This is a genomic window from Bacillus bingmayongensis (genome assembly GCF_000299035.1).
Lineage (GTDB): Bacteria > Bacillota > Bacilli > Bacillales > Bacillaceae_G > Bacillus_A > Bacillus_A bingmayongensis.
This window is the reverse complement of the sequence record NZ_AKCS01000005.1, coordinates 384,997-403,831: the sequence shown is the minus strand read 5'-3', so window position 1 is coordinate 403,831 and position 18,835 is coordinate 384,997. Positions and strand designations below refer to the sequence as shown.

The window sequence follows — 18,835 nt, the reverse complement described above, 5'->3', positions numbered from 1 at the left end:
TTAACTATATTACACTATTCTTAATGCGATTAATGTATATATTAATTTATATATATAATAAATATATCAAATGTAAACTTTTTATTATTAATTTACATTCAGATCTCCATAATCATTAACTTTTTCTTGATACCTCAAAAATAAAATATACTCTTGAAATAAGGAGAAACTTCCAATAAATCCATTGTATGACGAGAGAGAAAATACAAAATCTATAAGGGAACCATATAAAAAGAGGATGTGAAACAAAATGGGAAAAACGAAAGCGTTAGGTTCAGCGAAACATAAAGGAAATCAAACTCAGTGCCATACATCTTCTAAAAAAGGGCGTAATGCTCAAAACGCAGGGCAACGCAGTCACTAAAAAAATACTTCTGTCTCCCTTTCTTTTTCTATATAATATAAGGAAAGGGAGTGTAAGCTTATATATGAACAAATGGATACTACTTGTTATCGTATTATTTCCACCATTATGCATAATGTATATGACATATCGAATGAAAAAAATTGCTTATGAAAAAGTAAGTGATAACGCTCCATATGTATTAATTTTAGGTGCAAAATTATTTGGGGATAAACCTTCTTTATCTCTACAAAATCGGTTAGATATAGCTTTAGCGTATCTAAATTCTCATCCAGAAACAAAAGTAATTGTATCTGGAGGACAAGGTGAAGATGAGGATATTCCTGAAGCCCACAGCATGCGAAATTATTTAATAAAACACGGAATTGAAGAGAAACGTATCTTCGTTGAGGATCGTTCGACAAGCACATATGAAAACCTAAAGTTTAGCATTGATTTATATCATGTAACGCACGCGGTAGTTGTGAGTAATACATATCATCTATATCGAACAAAAATTATTGCTAAGCGTTTAGGAATGCAAATGGAGGCCCTTGCTGCACCAACGCCAAGGCGCTCAAAGAAGAAAGCATATATACGTGAATATGCAGCAATTATTAAAACATTATTATTCGATCGTTAGAGCTCAAGTAAGGGCTCTTTTTTCATGCATAAAAAGCGTATCATTTGAAAAGAAGACAAGTTTCTATCAAAATGAAAGAAACAACAATAAGGGAGTTTTATTTGTGATTCGATTTAATCATGTGTCAAAAGCATATGAAGACGGTACAAAAGCAGTAGATTCATTACAGTTAGAAATTAAAAAAGGAGAATTTTTTGTCCTCATTGGTCCGAGTGGATGCGGGAAAACGACAACGATGAAAATGATTAATCGTTTAATTGAAACGACAGAAGGCTCAATCTCTATCGATGGAAAAGACGTTCAAGATTACAATATTCATGAACTGCGTTGGGATATTGGGTACGTACTGCAACAAATTGCATTGTTTCCTCATATGACAATCGCCGAAAATATTGCGATTGTACCTGAAATGAGAAAATGGGATAAAGAAAAAGTTCGAGAGCGTGTGGATGAGTTGCTTGATATGGTTGGATTAGATCCAGATGTGTATAGGAATCGTATGCCAGATGAATTATCTGGTGGACAGAAGCAACGTGTGGGAGTGGTAAGAGCACTGGCTGCCAATCCAAAAATTGTTCTTATGGATGAACCATTTAGTGCGCTAGATCCATTGAGCCGAGAACAGTTGCAAAAGGATATTGTAAAATTACAGAAGAAAATTCAAAAAACGATTGTGTTCGTGACACATGATATGCAAGAAGCATTAACACTTGGTGATCGTATTTGTGTGATGAGAAAAGGAAAAATTGTTCAATTAGATACACCGGAAGGAATCATACATAACCCAGTAAATGATTTTGTAGAAGAATTTATTGGAAATCGTGTTCGCCCTTGGTATGAAGGGAAGACAATTGAAGATGTGTTGCCACTTGTGAGTGGTAGACAAGTAGACAATGATGTTTCACCTCTCTCTATATACGCTTCACTACAAGAGGCGTTGATTCGTTTGGAAGCAGAAGAGGCTGTCCCAATTGAAAGGGATGGGCAATACGCGGGGACATTAACGAGCCGTCATATTGTGGCATATTTGGCTGAACAAATGAAGGAGAGGGGGTAAATCGTGTCTGCATTATTACAAACGTTTCAAGAACGAAAACTAGAATTACTTAGTGCGCTGATTGAGCACTTACAAATTTCACTTATTTCTTTATTCTTTGCGGTGATGATTGCAGTTCCACTCGGTATTTTGTTAACGAGAAGAGAGCGTATAGCTGAGTTTGTTATAGGCACATCTGCTGTTATGCAAACAATTCCTTCATTAGCTTTACTAGGTCTTTTAATTCCACTTGTCGGCATTGGGAAAGTGCCAGCAATTATCGCGCTAGTTGTATATGCGCTGTTACCAATTTTACGAAATACATATACGGGAATCCGTAAGTTAGATGCATCGCTTATTGAAGCAGCAAGAGCGATGGGAATGAATAGCTTTAGAAGATTATGGAGAGTGGAGCTTCCGCTTGCATTGCCAATTATAATGGCTGGAATTCGGACGGCAATGGTATTGATTGTCGGAACAGCTACGTTAGCTGCTTTAATAGGAGCTGGAGGGCTTGGAAAACTTATTTTACTCGGTATAGATCGGAATGACCATGCTCTTATCGTATTAGGAGCCGTACCAGCCGCATTGTTAGCTTTATTCTTTGACGGAGTACTTCGGATGTTTGAAGGCACTAGACGCTCTCCTAAGCGAATTATACCAGCAATATGTATCATAGTGGTTGTTATAGCCGCACCATTTCTTTGGAATACACAAAAGAAAGATATCGTAATTGCTGGAAAGCTTGGATCTGAACCAGAGATTTTAATTCAAATGTATAAACAGCTGATTGAACAAGATACTGATTTAGATGTAGAACTGAAACCGGGATTTGGGAAAACAGCATTTGTTTTTGAAGCTTTAAAATCAGGAGAAATTGATATGTATCCTGAATTTTCAGGGACTGCTTTATCTACTTTTGTAAAAGAAGACCCAAAAAGTACAAATCGTAAAGAAGTATATGAACAAGCGCGCCTAGGCATGGAAAAGAAATATGATATGGTGATGCTACAGCCAATGGAATATAACAATACATATGCACTTGCAATGCCAAAGAATGTTGCAGAGCAGTATAATGTGAAAACAATCTCAGATTTGCGAAATGTTGCAGCAAATGTTAAGGCTGGATTTACGTTAGAGTTTGCAGATCGAGAAGATGGTTATAAAGGGATGCAAAAGTTGTATAATTTTCATATTGCAAACGTAACAACAATGGAGCCGAAGTTGAGATATGGTGCAATTGAATCGGGAGAGGTTAGTGTTATTGATGCTTATTCTACTGACAGTGAACTTGAACAATATAGACTAAAGGTACTAGAAGATGATAAAGGGTTATTCCCACCTTACCAAGGGGCTCCTTTATTAAGAAAAGAAACGCTTGATAAATATCCTGAACTTGAAAAAACATTAAATAAACTTGCTGGGAAAATATCAGATGAAGATATGAGAAAAATGAATTATGAAGTAAATGTAAATGGTAAAAGTGCAGAAAAAGTAGCGAGAAAATTTTTAGAAAAAGAGGGATTGATTCATTAATATTTACAAAAAATATACAATTTAACGATTGGAAATTGACCGTTCATAATAAAATGAACGGTTTTTTTTGTGCATACTTATACATTTTTTCAAAAAAGTATTCCCTTTTTGCTCATTTTCTTTTAGAATAAGTAATGTTTTCCTGCAAAAATATAATAGAAACGTCTATTAGAGAAAAAGGTGACTTTAATAGTAGAACGGATAAACATAACACCTAGAATGACAGATGGGGTGGTACCGATAGAAAAGAAATTAGGATTTTTTCCATTAATCGCATTAGTAGTAGGAACAATGGTTGGCGGTGGTGTTTTTAGTTTACCGCATGATTTAGCAGTAGGCGCAAATAGTGGTGCAACAATAATTGGGTGGTGTATTACGGCACTGGGAATGATCCCTCTTGCGCTTGTATATCAAACATTAGCACGACAAAAGCCTGAGCTTGAAGGTGGTATTTATAGTTATGCACGTGCAGGATTTGGTGAATATGTTGGTTTTAACAGCGCCTGGGGATATTGGCTTGCAGGTATTTTAGGAAACGTAGCAACGATTATGCTATTATTTAGTACGCTTGGATATTTCTTCCCTATTTTCAAAGGAGGAAACAACGTCGCTTCCATCGTAGGTGCATCTCTTTTATTATGGACGCTTCACTTTCTAATTTTAATTGGAATTCGTGAGGCATCAATCATGAACTTTATTGCAACAATTGGAAAGTTAGTTCCGATTTTATTGTTTATTGTAGTTATGGTTACAGCGTTTCGCTGGGATACATTTACACATGATTTTTGGGGAGAGGGAACAGTTTCTATTTCTTCTGTACTTAGTCAAGTGAAAAATACGATGCTTGTTACACTTTGGGTATTTATAGGTGTAGAGGGAGCGGTCGTGTTATCTGGAAGAGCTAAAAGAAGTCGTGATGTTGGAAAAGCAACAGTATTTGGGCTAATTTTAGTGATGTCCATTTATATTTTAATCTCAGTTCTTTCAATGGGGGCTATGACAAGACAGGAACTTTCAGTTTTAGAAACTCCGTCTATGGGACATGTATTAGAACATGTTGTTGGATCATGGGGAGCTTTTGCAATTAACATAGGATTAATTGCTTCACTTATCGGGACATTAATTGGTTGGTTCTTACTTGTATCTGAAATATCACATGTGGCAGGGAAAGATGGCGTATTTCCGAAAGCCTTTACGAAGACAAATAAAAAACAGACACCGCATGCTGCATTATGGATTTCAAATGGTGTTGCACAAACCTTGTTTATTATCGTTCTGTTTTCGGAATCAACGTATCAAATGATGTATTTTATTGCGTCTACATCTATTTTACTTCCGTACTTATTATCAGCGCTTTATCAGTTGAAATTAGTCGTAACGAAGGAACTAAAACACGCGAGACTAAAAAATGGAATGCTCGCTTTAATTGCCTCGTTATATTCCGTATGGTTGATTTATGCAGCAGGCTTAAAAAACTTATTACTTGTCTCAATCGTATATGGTATTGGACTTGTTGTTTATATGTTTGCTCGAAAAGAAAAAGGAAATCGCTGTTTTTCTGGCATGGAGAGATATGTCATGGTTGTAATCGTGATTGCGGCAGCAGTATCGCTTTATATGCTTGTAACAGGTAATATAAAAATGTAAAAAAGTCCTCCTGTAGGACTTTTTTCTTTGGATACAAGGAATTTTATTTTATTCACAGAATATCTAATATATAAGATGTTTAGGAGGGATGAGAATGGAAGAGAAAGAACAACTGTTAAGAATTATGGAATTGGCAAGTGATTTGAGAAAAGTATTAGTGCAAGAGTCATTTTTTAATCATCATCCCGAACTACGTGGGGCAATTGAAAATTTGGCTGGTTCTGTGGAGACTTTAGCAAGCCTGAAACATAATAAAGATGAAAATGCTGAGGATAAACTTCGATACGTACTTGCTAAAATGAAAATTGCTCACAATGCTATTATGCAGGAGAAAAAAGCTTTCCCTTCTCACTAATATAAGTTTTACTTTTTGTAACCTGACGGAGTATGTCAGGTTTTTTTGTTTCTAGTTTTCTTTTGCAGTTCATACAATAAGAACAGCATGAAAAAAGAAGGTGAGTAGCATTGAAACTACATAAAGCTCTCCACCCAAGTTTTATAAAACGTATGTATCACATGAGATTTCTTGGAAAGTTTGTTGAAGGTGAGGAGGAGAAAAAGGATACTTTTTCTGTGCAATGTCTTTCACAAATCCCTACAATTTTGAAATCGCAATTTGAAGGTGAAGTATATTTGTTTGAAGGCTTATATACCAATAAAAGAAATGAGAGAATATTTTCGGATTTGAAGAAAAAAAAGTTAGGAAAACAATTGGTATTGTTTCGCCTTTATTATGAGAGAGGGAATTTGTACGTTGAATTAATATGTACAGAGCAACGGGAAATTGCGGATGCATATAAGATCATCCCTTCGCCAAGATTAGTAGGATATAAAAAGAGAGAATCTTTAGAGCGAAAGCTAGGAAATGGATACTTGTCTTTTCTTATTCCTAAATTTCCACACGATTTCGAAGTACCGCAGTTGTTATGGTTTGAAGGTAGGTTATATGGGGATTTATCACTGAAATCATCTATTAGTTCAATAGCATATTGCGAACAGAAAAAGGAATGTAAATATATCGAGATTGATGATTGGACCAAGTATATAGAAGTAGCGGATGATCATTTGTATTTTGTACAAGAAAGTATGTATGATCAGCTTCTAAAGAAAATTACAGAAGAGGGAAAACGGGTGGAAGTAGTAGACGTGAAAGTGCAAAAAGAAGAACCAGAATGGAATGAGCGTGAATCTACATTTATACAGTATGTACAGGACTTAATCAATAATAAAGGCTTGTATTTAGATGTGACGGATATTTTTAATTTTCATATTAGCGTAAAAACAAATCTGTTAACAATTCTTGCTGGTATCCCAGGAATCGGAAAATCACGTTTGGTGCAGCTATATGCAGAAGCATTAGGATTAACGTACGGGGAAGAATTGTTATGGATTCCAATTTCTCCATCTTATCAAGAACCACACGATATACTAGGCTATCTTCATCCAAATGGAACATATATCGAAAGTGAAACGAAGTTAATTCGAACATTATTAAAAGCATATGAAAATCCGAATCAACTTTATATGATTGTGTTTGATGAAATGAATATGGCACATATTGAACATTGGTTTACACCATTTTTATCTATTCTTCAATTAGAAAAGAAAAATCGTATTCTTTCTTTATATGAGGAAGGGAATGAGATAGAAAATATAGTTCCATCCAAAATTGAAATTGGTGAAAATATTATTTTTATCGGTACTGTAAATTTTGATGAAACAACGAAAGAGTTATCGGATCGCTTATTGGATCGAGCAAATCTTATTACACTTCAAAAAATTCCATTTTGTGAAATCAATATGCAGCAAAATAAAGGGACACAAATCCCGCCCCTACAAGTAACAACAGGAGAATTTCGTATGAATTGGTTACGAAATAAAGAGATGATTGATGTGTTTTCTGAAGAAGAGTTAGAACTATTAGATAAATTACATGGCTTAATCTCATCACATGACGCATCGAAAGGTGTTTCTTTTCGATGTGCTGCTGCGATTGCAACTTATTTGCAAAACATTCCCCAAAAAGATAATCAATCTTATATGATTAGCCGAGAAGAAGGTTTTGATTTACAAGTAAAACAACGTATTTTAACAAAATTACGTGGTACAGAAATGACAATTGGTCCACTTCTTCGTGAAGATGAAAAGAAAGGGTTATCGCTAGTAGCATTATTGCAATCTCCACTTGCGAATTGTGTCTCCGCATTCGAACATTCTCTAGCTTATATAAGACAAAAACGGCGTGAATTGGAGTTGTATGGGTATGCGAAATGAGGAGCAGTACGAGACGGAAATTGTAGACACAAAAGATAAGCTCCCGTTTGTATTAAAATTAATTATTGGAACAGAAGGAAAGGGAGAATTTGTATTTTTGAATCGCCTTTGTAAACACACAACAACAATGATACATTGTATTTATAAAGTGCAAGAATTAAAAGCATTACGTTTGATTTTACATTATCAAAAACCGGTTCGTGTCACTTTTATATGGAATAAGGTGTATGAAGGACAAAAAGATAAGAAAGAATGGCAATATGAATTGCATGAAAAAAAACAAAAAGTATTATTATATGAACATGGAAAAACCGATTATTTTTATCCCTGGCGCTGTGGTTTGTATCATTTTGAAGTGCAAGTGGAAGAAGATGTATATTATGGAGCGTTTCAAATTGTTCCTAAAAATTTTTTGGATGATCAATTTGAAACGATTCAAAATTATGTGAAGTCAATTTTGAATGAAATTATGTTAGATCGTGGTTATTATAAACAGACATTCTCAACACTAATTGATATTGAAGATTCTTCATATTTAATGCTACTTCGAATGCTGCCACAAAAAATGAAAAAAATAAAACAGCTTTATAAAAAGGTTGAAGAGAACACAAGGTATATGGATAGATATGAGTGGGAAATAAGAGAACGAAAAGCGACGATGAAAAGTGTGATAATGAGCGAGAAAAAACCTCGTGCCAAGTATTATAATCGCAGATTTATAGAACAAACAGATAGTTTAGAGAATGCTTTTCTAAAATTTACAACGAAACAATTTTATGAATATTTGCTTGAAGCGCAGATTTTCTTACAAAAGACAATCGAAATACTAGAACGAGCAACGCATACAAAAAAAGAGGAATACCAATCTGTGAAAACAATTATGCAAACCATTGAAAGAAACGGATCTGTGACGGACAGGGAGAAGCAAAAATATCGGAATATCCATTTGTTGAAAGAGGCAGACTTGCGGAAAGCATCTGTGAAAATACAAGAGTATAAAATTTTAAATCACATTGTACATCAAGCTGTATTATTCTTTCGAAATTTGTTAAATTCTCCATTCTGGAGAGGGGTTTCTGAAAAAACAAATATAACTATGCATGCTTTACCCGTTACGCATCGGCAACTATTATATCATTTAGAGTTTCTACAACGTTATAATGAACAATCTCCAGCTTTATTATTTGTGTATAAACCAACGTTTTTAGTGTATGAGTATTATGCATTCTTTATCATCATTTCTATATTGCAGCAGTTAGAATTTAAAGATGAAATTCCATTACGCGAACAAATTCAAACCTATTTTTATTTAGATGGTTTACAAGACGGCACGACAATTGTTTTAAATCGTGAAAATATCCAAATTCATGTAGCGTTTAATGACCTTATTGAAACGCATCCGCTCATCGCACTTAGTAAAGGCAGTCATTTCTATAATGGAGAAGATACGAAAAAGCCAGACATTCGTTTAGATTGTTATGTGAAGCAAGGGGAACGTTATGAGTATCAGTCGTCTATTATTATTGAGGTGAAATATAGCCCAATGTTTAATATTTTTCAGCCTATTGGCAATACAAAAGCAACAGAGCAAATGTACAAATATTGGTCTATTAAATATGTAGAAGAACAAGATGGAAAACGTATTTTTCGCCGAAGGGCGATTCATGAAGTGATTTGTGTCTACCCAGGCAGTCATATGCACGGGAAGAAAATAGAAGCAGGTTGCGGAGTCTTTTTGCAATTATATCCATATAAAACGAAGCAAGGAGAAGAAAAATTAGCTGGAAAACACGGACTTGTGCAAATTTTTGAGAAGTGGTTAAAAAATATTGGAACATGAAAAGAAATCCTCCTTTGTGGAAAGGGTTTCTTTTTGTGTAGGTGAATGGAATTCTTGTACTTTATATGTCTAGTTAGACATAAACTATTATGAGTAGGGAGAAGTATACTGTTTCATATCATTTTGATACATGTAAAATATTTTTTGGATTTTGTAAAAATTTAACATAAATCTAAAACTTGAATAGGAGATCTCCTTATTTTATAGAATGTATTAATTTAGTAAACACTTTTAGTTGCATGCGGGGATTTGTTCTTATATGATAGATGGTGAAAGCGTTATCAAACGTAGAACGGCGATGGGAAAGGCGGGGAAATATGTTCCAGCGTGTTCAAACAAAAGAAGAACATTTTTGGTTCGAGCAACTGTGGGGAGATTTTTGTGAAGAGAGAGATTTAATGTTTGTAGAACGTAATTTAAATCCATCACGATTTTTATTAATAGAAGGTGGGCATTCTATTGGTACAGTAGAGTGTATTCGATATACGACACCTGAACATTCTAATTCTGAGTTTTTCTATCCGTTTTCTGAAAATGAGTTAGTGAAAGGTTTAAAAAATGTTTATGAAATAGGGAAGTTAAGTATTGTGAAAACGTCGCGCGGAAGAGGACATTTCAAAAGGTTAACTGCTATTTTATTTATACATGCTTTAGAAATGAAAGCTGAGTGGTATATTGCTGTTGTTACAAAAAGAATGTATATGTATTTACTTACACTTGGTTTTCCAATTGAGCCAATTGATGACCCGTTTCATTTTCATGATACATTGCAAGGGGTACCTGTTCGGATTCATGCTCGGAAAGGATTAACACATTTGTACTCACTAAAGGAATTTCGAGATGTGATACAAGGTAATGCTCATGCGCAAGCACTCATTAAAGAATACAGTAAAAATATTATGTTAACAAATTGAAAGGTCACAAATTTTTAGATATTATTGTGACTGATATCACATCCTTTTCTTTCAATATACATTACGCTTAATTTGTAATAATGAATTGAGAAGGGATGGGATGTTATGTTTTGCTATCAATGTGAACAAACGCCAACAGGTGGATGTAAAGTAATAGGTGTTTGCGGTAAAAATGAAACAATTGCAAGTTTACAAGATATAATTGTATTTGGATTAAAAGGAATTGCTGCTTATCGTACCCATGCTGCGCAGCTAGGATATACAGATCCATTTGTGGACGCTACAACTCATGAAGCGTTATATATGACATTAACGAATTCTAACTTTAATGAACAAGAACATATTGATATGGCTATGAAAGTTGGGAAATCAGCTTTACGGGTGATGGAGTTGTTAGATGAAGCACATACGAATCATTTTGGTGTTCCAGAACCTGTTCAAATTACACAAAATCGTGTAGAAGGGAAGGCAATCGTTGTTACTGGCCATAATTTATTTGCATTAGAGGAACTATTAAAGCAAACAGAAGGAAAAGGAATAAATATTTATACGCATTCAGAAATGCTACCAGCACATGGATATCCACAGCTGAAAAAATATCAACATTTAAAAGGGAACATTGGTAAGGCATGGTATGATCAACGACGTCTCTTTGAAAAGTTTACCGGCGCGATATTGGCTACAACGAACTGTGTTATGCCAATTAAAGGGTCGTACTCTGATCGATTCTTCTCATATGATATTGCCGGCCTTGAGGGTGTACGGAAAATTGAAGATGATAATTTTGCACCATTGATTAAAAAAGCACTAGAGCTTCTAGAAGTACATATGGAGTCGGATGAACAGCTAGTAACAGGTTTTCATCATAATACAGTCTTATCATTAGCACCAGAAATCACCCAGGCGGTAAGAGAAGGTAAAATTAAGCGCTTTTTTGTCATCGCAGGTTGTGATGCCCCAGGTAAAGGTGGAGAGTACTATCGTGAATTAGCAACGTCACTTCCACAAGAAACTGTTATATTAACAACTTCTTGCGGGAAATTCCGCTTTAATGATGTGAATTATGGTGTTGTACCAGGTACGGAAATCCCACGGTACATTGACTTAGGACAATGTAATAATTCTATTTCTACAATAAAAATAGCAGCGGCTTTAGCTGATGCTTTTCAATGTGAAGTGAATGAATTGCCAGTTAGTATTGTTTTATCTTGGTTTGAACAAAAAGCGGTTGCAATTTTGCTTGGACTATTTAGTCTTGGGATTCAAGATATTCGTATTGGTCCAAAGGCACCTGAATTTATTTCACCTGGTGTGCTTGATGTATTGCAAGAAACATTTGGTTTAAAACTTATTACAACTGCAGCGGAAGATATGAATATGATGTTATCATAACAAAAAGGGTGTCTTGTAATGAGACATCCTTTTTGTATAAATAAAAAAGCGCATGATATTTGACCAGGGGGGAGTCAATTATCATGCGCGAACACACGATTGGAAAAGAACTAAAATCCGAATATACTTAAAATCATTTTACGACGTTTCGGTTTTTCTTCTCGTTCATATGTTGACGTGATATCAGGTGTGATGTAAATCGGTTCTTTTTTCTCAAGGACAGCTTCTAATTTTTGAATTCTATCCATCATTTCTTCCATTTCTCTGCGATGTTGTAGCAATTGGTAATTGACGACATCATCTGCCTTATCTTGCATTTTTTCCTCTATACGATTTAAGCGGTGTGTAATTGTATTTAATTGTGTAACAAATTTCTCAAAATCAATTGATGGTTCTGTAGTTGAATATGATGTTTGTTCTATTTGTGAACGATGATATTCTAACATTTTATCTAAGTCGTCTTGAGTAAAAATGAAATGACCGTATTTGTTTTTTTCTATATTGAGATTCAATTGTTGTGCAATCCGAACTACTGCCTTTGGGCTAACACCTAACTTCTTTGCAATAATGGGTGTTTTATATTCCAAGGTAAATCCCTCCTATATATATCCTGTTGAATGATTTCGAGGTATTAAGCCTCTTCCCTGCATGGGTGACAAAAGAAGTGAGGAATCGGCAAAGAAAGTGTTTTTTCACGAGAATTAGTTTTTTAGGATATAGATATTTCTAAAAAGGGAGAAAAATGTCTGTTTTTTTTAATTATTCCTGTTTGACGGAAAGAAGATAATTATATTATCATAAATATAATTATCCTCTTTGTGTATGCATATAATGTATAAAAAGGTGATGGCAAATGTAGAAACTTGTAAGATGATAAGAAGAGCTTTTTCGTTTGAATAAATTTAGTAGGAGGTGGCTTCCTTGCTTACAGGGTAAGTAAGGAAACGTATTTGGACATATATAGTATAAGTATGGTGATTGTTTTGATTGCCTTAACTGCATTTTTCGTTGCGGCTGAATTTGCAATTGTGAAAGTAAGGAGTTCGCGCATCGATTCTTTGATTGCAGAAGGGAATAAACGTGCAGCTTCTGTGAAAACAGTCATTACAAACTTAGACGAGTATTTATCAGCTTGTCAATTAGGGATTACAGTTACAGCTCTTGGACTCGGGTGGTTAGGAAAACCAGCGATAAAGCACATGTTTGACTCGCTTTTTGCAAGATGGGAAGTGCCTCCCCAGGTTGCTGATATGTTAGCTGTGACTCTAGTGTTTATGTTCATTACTTTTTTCCATGTTGTTGTGGGAGAATTGGCACCAAAAACATTGGCAATTCAAAAAGCAGAACAAGTGAGTTTACTTGTTGCTAAACCGCTTATTTTCTTTTATCGAATTACTTTTCCGTTTATATGGCTTTTAAATGGCTCAACTCGATATGTAACAAGAATATTCGGTTTACAAACTGCGAAAGAGCACGAGGAAGTCCATTCGGAAGAAGAGCTACGATTGTTAGTGTCAGAAAGTTATAAAAATGGTGAAATTAATCAATCTGAATTTAAATATGTAAATAAAATCTTTGAATTTGATGATCGTATCGCAAAAGAAATTATGGTCCCGCGGACAGAAATGCATATTTTAGATAAAGATACGTCTGTTAAAGAAGCATTGCAAAAAATGTCCAATGAGAAATATACAAGATACCCAGTTGTTGATGGGGATAAGGACCATGTTATTGGTTTTGTAAACTTTAAAGATATTTTCACAGATTTTGTGAAACATGGTGCTTTTAGTAAAGAAACGGTGCAGCAGTATACTCGTCCTATTATTCTTGTCATTGAATCGATTGCAATTCATGATTTGTTTTTAAAAATGCAACGGGAGCGTACACATATCGCTATATTAATTGACGAATATGGTGGGACATCAGGTCTTGTAACAGTTGAAGATATATTAGAAGAAATTGTTGGCGATATTCAAGATGAATTTGATATAGATGAAAAACCAGAAATTCAACACATTAGTGAAACGAAAACAATTTTAGAAGGAAAAGTACTTGTTAGCGAAGTAAATGCATTATTAGGTTTATCTATTGATGATGATGACATTGATACAATTGGTGGATGGATTTTAACAAAGCATCTAGAAATTGTAGAAGGTGATATTGTCGAAATTGAAGATTATAATTTTTGTGTTAAGGAATTGGATGGCCACTATATCAAACAGATAGAAGTGACAAAACAAGCAGTCCCCATTTTAATTTCAGAAACCGAAAACAGGGTAGCATTACAAGAACAAATAAGCTCGTAAACTCTGCATATAGCAGAGTTTTTTTAGTAGGCAAAATGTTTTTTTATGTAATGGGACCGTGTTACAATGAAATAAGTTAAACCTTTAACTAGGTGAATTATTTAGTGAGTGTTGTACTTTGAAAAAATTAGAAAACGTTTGAAGAAAGTTCGAGTCATTCTTAAGTTAGAGAGGGGAAATAAAATGAAGAAACATTTATACATAGATGGAACATGGAAAGAAGTAGAGTCATATAAAACATTGTATGCACCATATTCAGAGGAAGTATTAGCAGAAATTGCTCAAGGGACAGAAAAAGATGTACAGAAAGCAACAGCTGCAGCGAAAAAAGCCGTGAAAGAAATGGCGGAATTATCCGCATACGATCGTGCGTCTATTTTAGAAAAAGTTGCTCAAATGATGGACGAGAGAAGAGAGGAATTTGCACAAATTATCGCAAAAGAAGCTGCAAAGCCGATTCGTGCAGCGCGTGGAGAAGTGGATCGTACCGTACAAACATACAAATTCGCTGCAGAAGAGGCGAAACGTATATATGGTGAGACTTTACCTTTAGATGCAGCGCCGGGAGCGGATGGCCGTATTGCTTATACAATTCGTAAGCCACTCGGTGTAATCGGAGCTATCACTCCTTTTAATTTTCCACTAAACTTAGTTGCACATAAAGTCGGCCCTGCAATTGCTGCAGGTAACACAATTGTATTAAAGCCAGCTGATCAAACACCACTTTCATCTTATGCCCTTGTTGAACTGTTTGAAGAAGCCGGATTACCAAAAGGAGCATTTAACATTGTATCTGGACGTGGCTCAATTGTTGGTGAAGCATTGGTAAAAGATGACCGCGTTTCTTCAATTACATTTACAGGAAGTCCAGAGGTTGGCATCGGTATTAAAGCAAAAGCTGGATTAAAACGTGTTACGTTAGAGCTTGGTTCAAATGCTGCAGTAGTGATTGATGAAAATGTAGAGTTAACAGAAGAAGTAATTGAGCGTGTGAAATGGGGAGCTTTCGTTAATAATGGACAAGTTTGCATTTCTGTACAACGTGTATTTGTTCATGAAAATAAGATGGAAGAATTCACTAAAAAACTAACGAAGGCGATGGAAAAAGTAGTAGTAGGCGATCCACTTCATGAAGAGACAGATGTTTCTGCACTTATTTCAAAAAATGATGTAGATCGTATTGATTCATGGATACAAGAAGCGGTAAAAGAAGGAGCAACTATTTTGTACGGTGGTAAAAAACGTGACGCGCGTATATTCGAACCAACAGTATTAGCAGATGTTCCAGAGTATGTTTCTGTGCAGTGCCAAGAAGTGTTTGGCCCAGTTGTGACTGTAAATACATTCCGAACATTTGATGAAGCATTAGAAAAGGTCAATAATTCACGATATGGCTTACAGGCTGGAGTATTTACAAATGATTTAACGAAAGCAATGCGTGCAATTGATGAACTAGAAGTAGGAGGCGTCATGATTAATGACATTCCAACATTCCGAGTGGATCATATGCCGTATGGTGGAGTAAAAGAAAGCGGGACAGGTCGTGAAGGAATTAAATATGCGATTGAAGAAATGACAGAGATGAAACTAATCTGTATTAAAAAATAAATAATAATAAAAGGTACACTTCATAGGCGAGTGTACCTTTTATTATTATTTCATCTCTTGTTTGAAAATAGCATCTTCAACGTAGATTTGTTCTTTATCTACCGCTGTACTATGCGCAAGAACTAAACCAATTGGTGTATGTGTACCTTTATTTTGAACAATTGTAAATGGTACATTTTTTTCATTTGCTAATTTAATGTATTTTGATAAATGTGGGTAAGTGATGCTGCCATTTACATATAGTTGTAATGATTGAGAAGTGCGCATACTATTAGCTACTTCTGTGTAAACATTGCTTTGCATCACTTGACCGATTGTTAAAGCGATTTCTACACGCTCACGCAATGTGCTTAAGTACATATTGCGTTCTTCTGGTTTGTTTTGCTTTTGGCCATGAATGCCTTCTTGGAGATAATCTTCCACATTTTTATTTGCCATATTTTTCACACCTTTCATCTCTTATTGTACGCAAGAAATGAAAAGGATGCAAAAAAGTCATTTCAAATAAATTTTATCAACAGAAATTAACAAAATGTGACAACAATCTCTTAACGAAACTTGTTTTTTGTGTTAATATTCAAAATATATAGGGTATACGTCGCATGGAAATGGAGGGAATGGGGGTTTTTCCAATCGATAAGGATATCAAAGAAGTATTTTGTTCGCACTTGAAAAACAACAGGCACCAATTCGTAGAGAACTGGAAAAACAAAATGATAATTTCCGAAAAAGATCCATTTAAGCAAGAAGTAGCTCGGAATGGAGAGGACTTATTAGAGTTAATTATTGAACTTATTATGGAAGATAAGGATATAGCTCAACTACAGCCGTTATGTGAAAAAATTGCAATTGAGCGAGCAGGGGCAGATGCTAATATTGGAGATTTTGTCTATAATGCGAATGTAGGAAGAAATGAATTATTTGAAGCAATGTGCGAATTAGATGTTAAAGCTCGGGAATTAAAATCAATTATGACAAAAATACATACTTGTTTTGACAAATTAATTTATTATACGGTTTTAAAATACTCGGAAATTATATCGAGAAATTTAGAGGAAAAACAGCAATATATAAATGAAACACATAAAGAAAGATTGACGATTTTAGGACAAATGTCAGCTAGTTTTGTTCACGAGTTTCGAAATCCATTAACCTCAATTATGGGGTTTGTGAAATTATTGAAATTAGATCATCCGAATTTATCATATTTAGATATTATTTCACACGAATTGGACCAATTAAACTTTCGTATTTCGCAATTTTTGCTTGTTTCAAAAAAAGAAATGTGGAATGAGTCTGAACGATTTTTGCTAAATGATTTGTTTCATGATATTATTCATTTCTTATATCCAAGTCTAGTTAATTCAAATGTTTTAATTGAAAAAAACTTACTGTGTCCTATTCCATTTGTAGGATACCGTAGTGAAGTGAGGCAAGTTTTCCTAAATATTTTAATGAACTCAATCGACGCTCTCGAAGTGATTAAAGAAGATCGTAAAATTATTATTGATGCATGTGAAGGTGAAGAGAGGATTCATATTGTTATTAAAAACAATGGACCAATGATTCCAGCAGAAAGTATTGAAACGATTTTTGAACCATTTGTCACGACAAAGAAATTAGGAACGGGTATCGGTTTGTTTGTATGTAAACAAATTGTTGAAAAACATAACGGATCTATTACATGTCACTCTAATTCAGAATGGACAGAATTTCATATTTCGTTTCAAAAATAAAGAGAAAAAGTCTACACCAAGAGAATGGTGTAGACTTTTTTAATTTGTAAGAACCACAGCTTCTAATTTGGGAGATTGATTAGAATAGCCCACTAATGCAAATGTGTAAATTGTATTTGGTTCTACTTTTACATTAGGAATGGTTACAAGTACTTTTTTCGTATCGGCAAGAGAAATTTCAATATCAGCTGTTCCGGGGCTCACCTGTAAATAATCTGTTATTTGTTTAAATAAGACATTTTCAAATAAATAATCGCCGCCTTTTATTGATACGTGAACGGCAGGGGTATCTGGTGAAAAATGTGAAAATCTTATTTTTGCTTGACCAGATTGTAACGGAGTATTATCAAGCATTGGCTGCAATTGTATATGTGTATCGGTACCGATTGCTGCAAGCGTATAAGAGCGGTTGCCCATCATCGGGACAAGTGCTGAGAAAATAGGTGTTTCGTTACCAACAGGAACGATATCAACCCGGTACTGTCCTTGAGTTAAGGACAAATACGGGCTGTATTGTTTAAAAGCAATGTTTTTTACTACCTTCTGTCCGTTTACTAAAAAATCAACAACGGGTGTATGAGAAGATGCATGGAATAATCTCATATAGGATGGTAGTGCTGCTTCTTGAGAATCACGTTTTTCATATGCATGCACAAGTTTGGTAATCACATTATGATATTTCATATATAATTCCATATATTTTTTTGGATTTGTATATTGATAGTAACGGGCAAGCTGTTCATATAGAGCGGCTTCTTGTCCATATTTTTCAATTTTAGATTGCGCCATATAAATTCCTCCTTTTTCATCACTATAACTATATGCTTCTTGGAAATGGGCTTATGCAAAAAAACTAGAGCTGAGCCAGGGATTTTTTGATTTATAGGCAAACACACATACAAAGTGATAGTTGTCCTACATAATTTATTAAGGAAAATTAATTTTTAAGTTATGGAGGGAGTGGAACAAATCATGTGGGGATATGGATATCCTGGTAGTTGCGGATATGGTTATAGTGGCGGAGGATGCGGTACAGGTTCTGGATTTGCGTTAATAGTTGTATTGTTTATTTTACTAATTATTATTGGGGCAAGTTGCGTGCGTTAATTACCAATAAAGAGCGTCATGCTGAACTGGTTAATTATAGTTAATCGGTTCTTTCTTTTTTTACGTGTGAAATAATTCAGCTCTTGGTGTTCATGTATTGTATTTATAAACAGATGAATGCTCTTTGTATAAGACAATCATTTTTATCAATGAAGCTATATAGAAATCTGCTTTTAATAATGTTGAATATTTCTCAGCGGGCGGACTATCTATTAGTGCGGAAAAAACTTAAATTCTTGAAAGTCTAAAGAGAGGTATGATTCAAAAGCATAGTAAGGCTTGTGAGAAATTTGTCTAATTTTGTTTAAAAATATGACAGATAAACTAAATTAATAGGAAGGAAATTGACGGGAGTTTCGTCGAAGTTTACACAATGTCAGCAATTGAAAGAAGCTGATAGTATGGTAAGAAAGTAATTAGTTTGTATGTTTGTAGGCTTATTTTTTATAGGAG

Annotated in this window: 16 protein-coding genes; 13 read left to right on the top strand and 3 right to left on the bottom strand. The window is 34.6% G+C overall.

Annotation, left to right across the window (positions count from 1 at the left end):
• Positions 1 to 428: 428 nt before the first annotated feature.
• The 9 genes from Y7E_RS0102210 (at position 429) to hcp (ending at position 11,625) form a co-directional block, all read left to right on the top strand.
• Positions 429 to 986, top strand: coding sequence for a YdcF family protein (locus Y7E_RS0102210; protein ID WP_017149687.1), 558 nt, complete (start codon positions 429 to 431; stop codon positions 984 to 986).
• Positions 987 to 1,089: 103 nt separating this feature from the next.
• On the top strand, positions 1,090 to 2,043 hold the full coding sequence (locus tag Y7E_RS0102205) for an ABC transporter ATP-binding protein (RefSeq protein ID WP_017149686.1): 954 nt from the start codon (positions 1,090 to 1,092) through the stop codon (positions 2,041 to 2,043).
• Positions 2,044 to 2,046: 3 nt separating this feature from the next.
• Positions 2,047 to 3,558 carry an ABC transporter permease/substrate-binding protein gene (locus Y7E_RS0102200; protein WP_017149685.1) on the top strand — a complete coding sequence of 504 codons (1,512 nt, stop codon included), beginning with the start codon at positions 2,047 to 2,049 and terminating at the stop codon, positions 3,556 to 3,558.
• Between the two features lie 219 nt (positions 3,559 to 3,777).
• Positions 3,778 to 5,205, top strand: coding sequence for an arginine-ornithine antiporter (arcD, locus tag Y7E_RS0102195; protein ID WP_026049058.1), 1,428 nt, complete (start codon positions 3,778 to 3,780; stop codon positions 5,203 to 5,205).
• Between the two features lie 94 nt (positions 5,206 to 5,299).
• Positions 5,300 to 5,560: a hypothetical protein gene (locus Y7E_RS0102190; protein WP_017149683.1), complete on the top strand. Its 261-nt coding sequence runs from the start codon at positions 5,300 to 5,302 to the stop codon at positions 5,558 to 5,560.
• 110 nt (positions 5,561 to 5,670) lie between these two features.
• On the top strand, positions 5,671 to 7,479 hold the full coding sequence (locus Y7E_RS0102185; protein WP_017149682.1) for an McrB family protein: 1,809 nt from the start codon (positions 5,671 to 5,673) through the stop codon (positions 7,477 to 7,479).
• Positions 7,469 to 9,319 carry a hypothetical protein gene (locus Y7E_RS0102180; RefSeq protein WP_017149681.1) on the top strand — a complete coding sequence of 617 codons (1,851 nt, stop codon included), beginning with the start codon at positions 7,469 to 7,471 and terminating at the stop codon, positions 9,317 to 9,319. The genes Y7E_RS0102185 and Y7E_RS0102180 overlap by 11 nt, the downstream gene beginning before the upstream one ends.
• Positions 9,320 to 9,636: 317 nt before the next feature.
• On the top strand, positions 9,637 to 10,233 hold the full coding sequence (locus tag Y7E_RS0102175; RefSeq protein WP_017149680.1) for a hypothetical protein: 597 nt from the start codon (positions 9,637 to 9,639) through the stop codon (positions 10,231 to 10,233).
• Positions 10,234 to 10,338: 105 nt separating this feature from the next.
• Entirely contained in the window at positions 10,339 to 11,625 is a 1,287-nt protein-coding gene (gene hcp, locus Y7E_RS0102170) for a hydroxylamine reductase (RefSeq protein WP_017149679.1), read from the top strand.
• Between the two features lie 110 nt (positions 11,626 to 11,735).
• On the opposite strand, the gene Y7E_RS0102165 is transcribed toward hcp, so the two are convergent.
• Positions 11,736 to 12,212 carry a polar chromosome segregation protein gene (locus tag Y7E_RS0102165; protein WP_017149678.1) on the bottom strand — a complete coding sequence of 159 codons (477 nt, stop codon included), beginning with the start codon at positions 12,210 to 12,212 and terminating at the stop codon, positions 11,736 to 11,738.
• A gap of 384 nt (positions 12,213 to 12,596) precedes the next feature.
• Here Y7E_RS0102165 and Y7E_RS0102160 point away from each other — a divergent pair, with 384 nt between their 5' ends.
• Both Y7E_RS0102160 and Y7E_RS0102155 read left to right on the top strand, forming a co-directional pair.
• Entirely contained in the window at positions 12,597 to 13,931 is a 1,335-nt protein-coding gene (locus Y7E_RS0102160) for a hemolysin family protein (protein WP_017149677.1), read from the top strand.
• A 183-nt stretch (positions 13,932 to 14,114) separates the two neighbouring features.
• Positions 14,115 to 15,539 carry an aldehyde dehydrogenase family protein gene (locus tag Y7E_RS0102155; protein WP_017149676.1) on the top strand — a complete coding sequence of 475 codons (1,425 nt, stop codon included), beginning with the start codon at positions 14,115 to 14,117 and terminating at the stop codon, positions 15,537 to 15,539.
• Positions 15,540 to 15,584: 45 nt separating this feature from the next.
• Here the strand turns inward: Y7E_RS0102155 and Y7E_RS0102150 are convergent, their stop codons facing one another.
• A complete protein-coding gene (locus Y7E_RS0102150; RefSeq protein WP_017149675.1) occupies positions 15,585 to 15,977 on the bottom strand; it encodes a YueI family protein in 393 nt (130 codons plus the stop codon).
• 164 nt (positions 15,978 to 16,141) lie between these two features.
• On the opposite strand from Y7E_RS0102150, the gene Y7E_RS0102145 reads away from it, so the two are divergent.
• On the top strand, positions 16,142 to 17,275 hold the full coding sequence (locus Y7E_RS0102145; RefSeq protein ID WP_017149674.1) for a BA2291 family sporulation histidine kinase: 1,134 nt from the start codon (positions 16,142 to 16,144) through the stop codon (positions 17,273 to 17,275).
• A gap of 39 nt (positions 17,276 to 17,314) precedes the next feature.
• Here the strand turns inward: Y7E_RS0102145 and Y7E_RS0102140 are convergent, their stop codons facing one another.
• On the bottom strand, positions 17,315 to 18,064 hold the full coding sequence (locus tag Y7E_RS0102140; RefSeq protein ID WP_017149673.1) for a DUF4397 domain-containing protein: 750 nt from the start codon (positions 18,062 to 18,064) through the stop codon (positions 17,315 to 17,317).
• Between the two features lie 183 nt (positions 18,065 to 18,247).
• On the opposite strand from Y7E_RS0102140, the gene Y7E_RS29015 reads away from it, so the two are divergent.
• A complete protein-coding gene (locus Y7E_RS29015; protein WP_017149672.1) occupies positions 18,248 to 18,382 on the top strand; it encodes a YjcZ family sporulation protein in 135 nt (44 codons plus the stop codon).
• Positions 18,383 to 18,835: the final 453 nt, after the last annotated feature.

Coding starts and splice junctions, on each gene's coding strand:
- Y7E_RS0102210 (WP_017149687.1), top strand. CDS start 429: ATGAACAAATGGATACTACTTGTTATCGTATTATTTCCACCATTATGC.
- arcD (WP_026049058.1), top strand. CDS start 3,778: ATGACAGATGGGGTGGTACCGATAGAAAAGAAATTAGGATTTTTTCCA.
- Y7E_RS0102190 (WP_017149683.1), top strand. CDS start 5,300: ATGGAAGAGAAAGAACAACTGTTAAGAATTATGGAATTGGCAAGTGAT.
- Y7E_RS0102180 (WP_017149681.1), top strand. CDS start 7,469: ATGCGAAATGAGGAGCAGTACGAGACGGAAATTGTAGACACAAAAGAT.
- Y7E_RS0102175 (WP_017149680.1), top strand. CDS start 9,637: ATGTTCCAGCGTGTTCAAACAAAAGAAGAACATTTTTGGTTCGAGCAA.
- hcp (WP_017149679.1), top strand. CDS start 10,339: ATGTTTTGCTATCAATGTGAACAAACGCCAACAGGTGGATGTAAAGTA.
- Y7E_RS0102160 (WP_017149677.1), top strand. CDS start 12,597: ATGGTGATTGTTTTGATTGCCTTAACTGCATTTTTCGTTGCGGCTGAA.
- Y7E_RS0102155 (WP_017149676.1), top strand. CDS start 14,115: ATGAAGAAACATTTATACATAGATGGAACATGGAAAGAAGTAGAGTCA.
- Y7E_RS0102150 (WP_017149675.1), bottom strand. CDS start 15,977: ATGGCAAATAAAAATGTGGAAGATTATCTCCAAGAAGGCATTCATGGC.
- Y7E_RS0102145 (WP_017149674.1), top strand. CDS start 16,142: ATGGAAATGGAGGGAATGGGGGTTTTTCCAATCGATAAGGATATCAAA.
- Y7E_RS0102140 (WP_017149673.1), bottom strand. CDS start 18,064: ATGGCGCAATCTAAAATTGAAAAATATGGACAAGAAGCCGCTCTATAT.
- Y7E_RS29015 (WP_017149672.1), top strand. CDS start 18,248: ATGTGGGGATATGGATATCCTGGTAGTTGCGGATATGGTTATAGTGGC.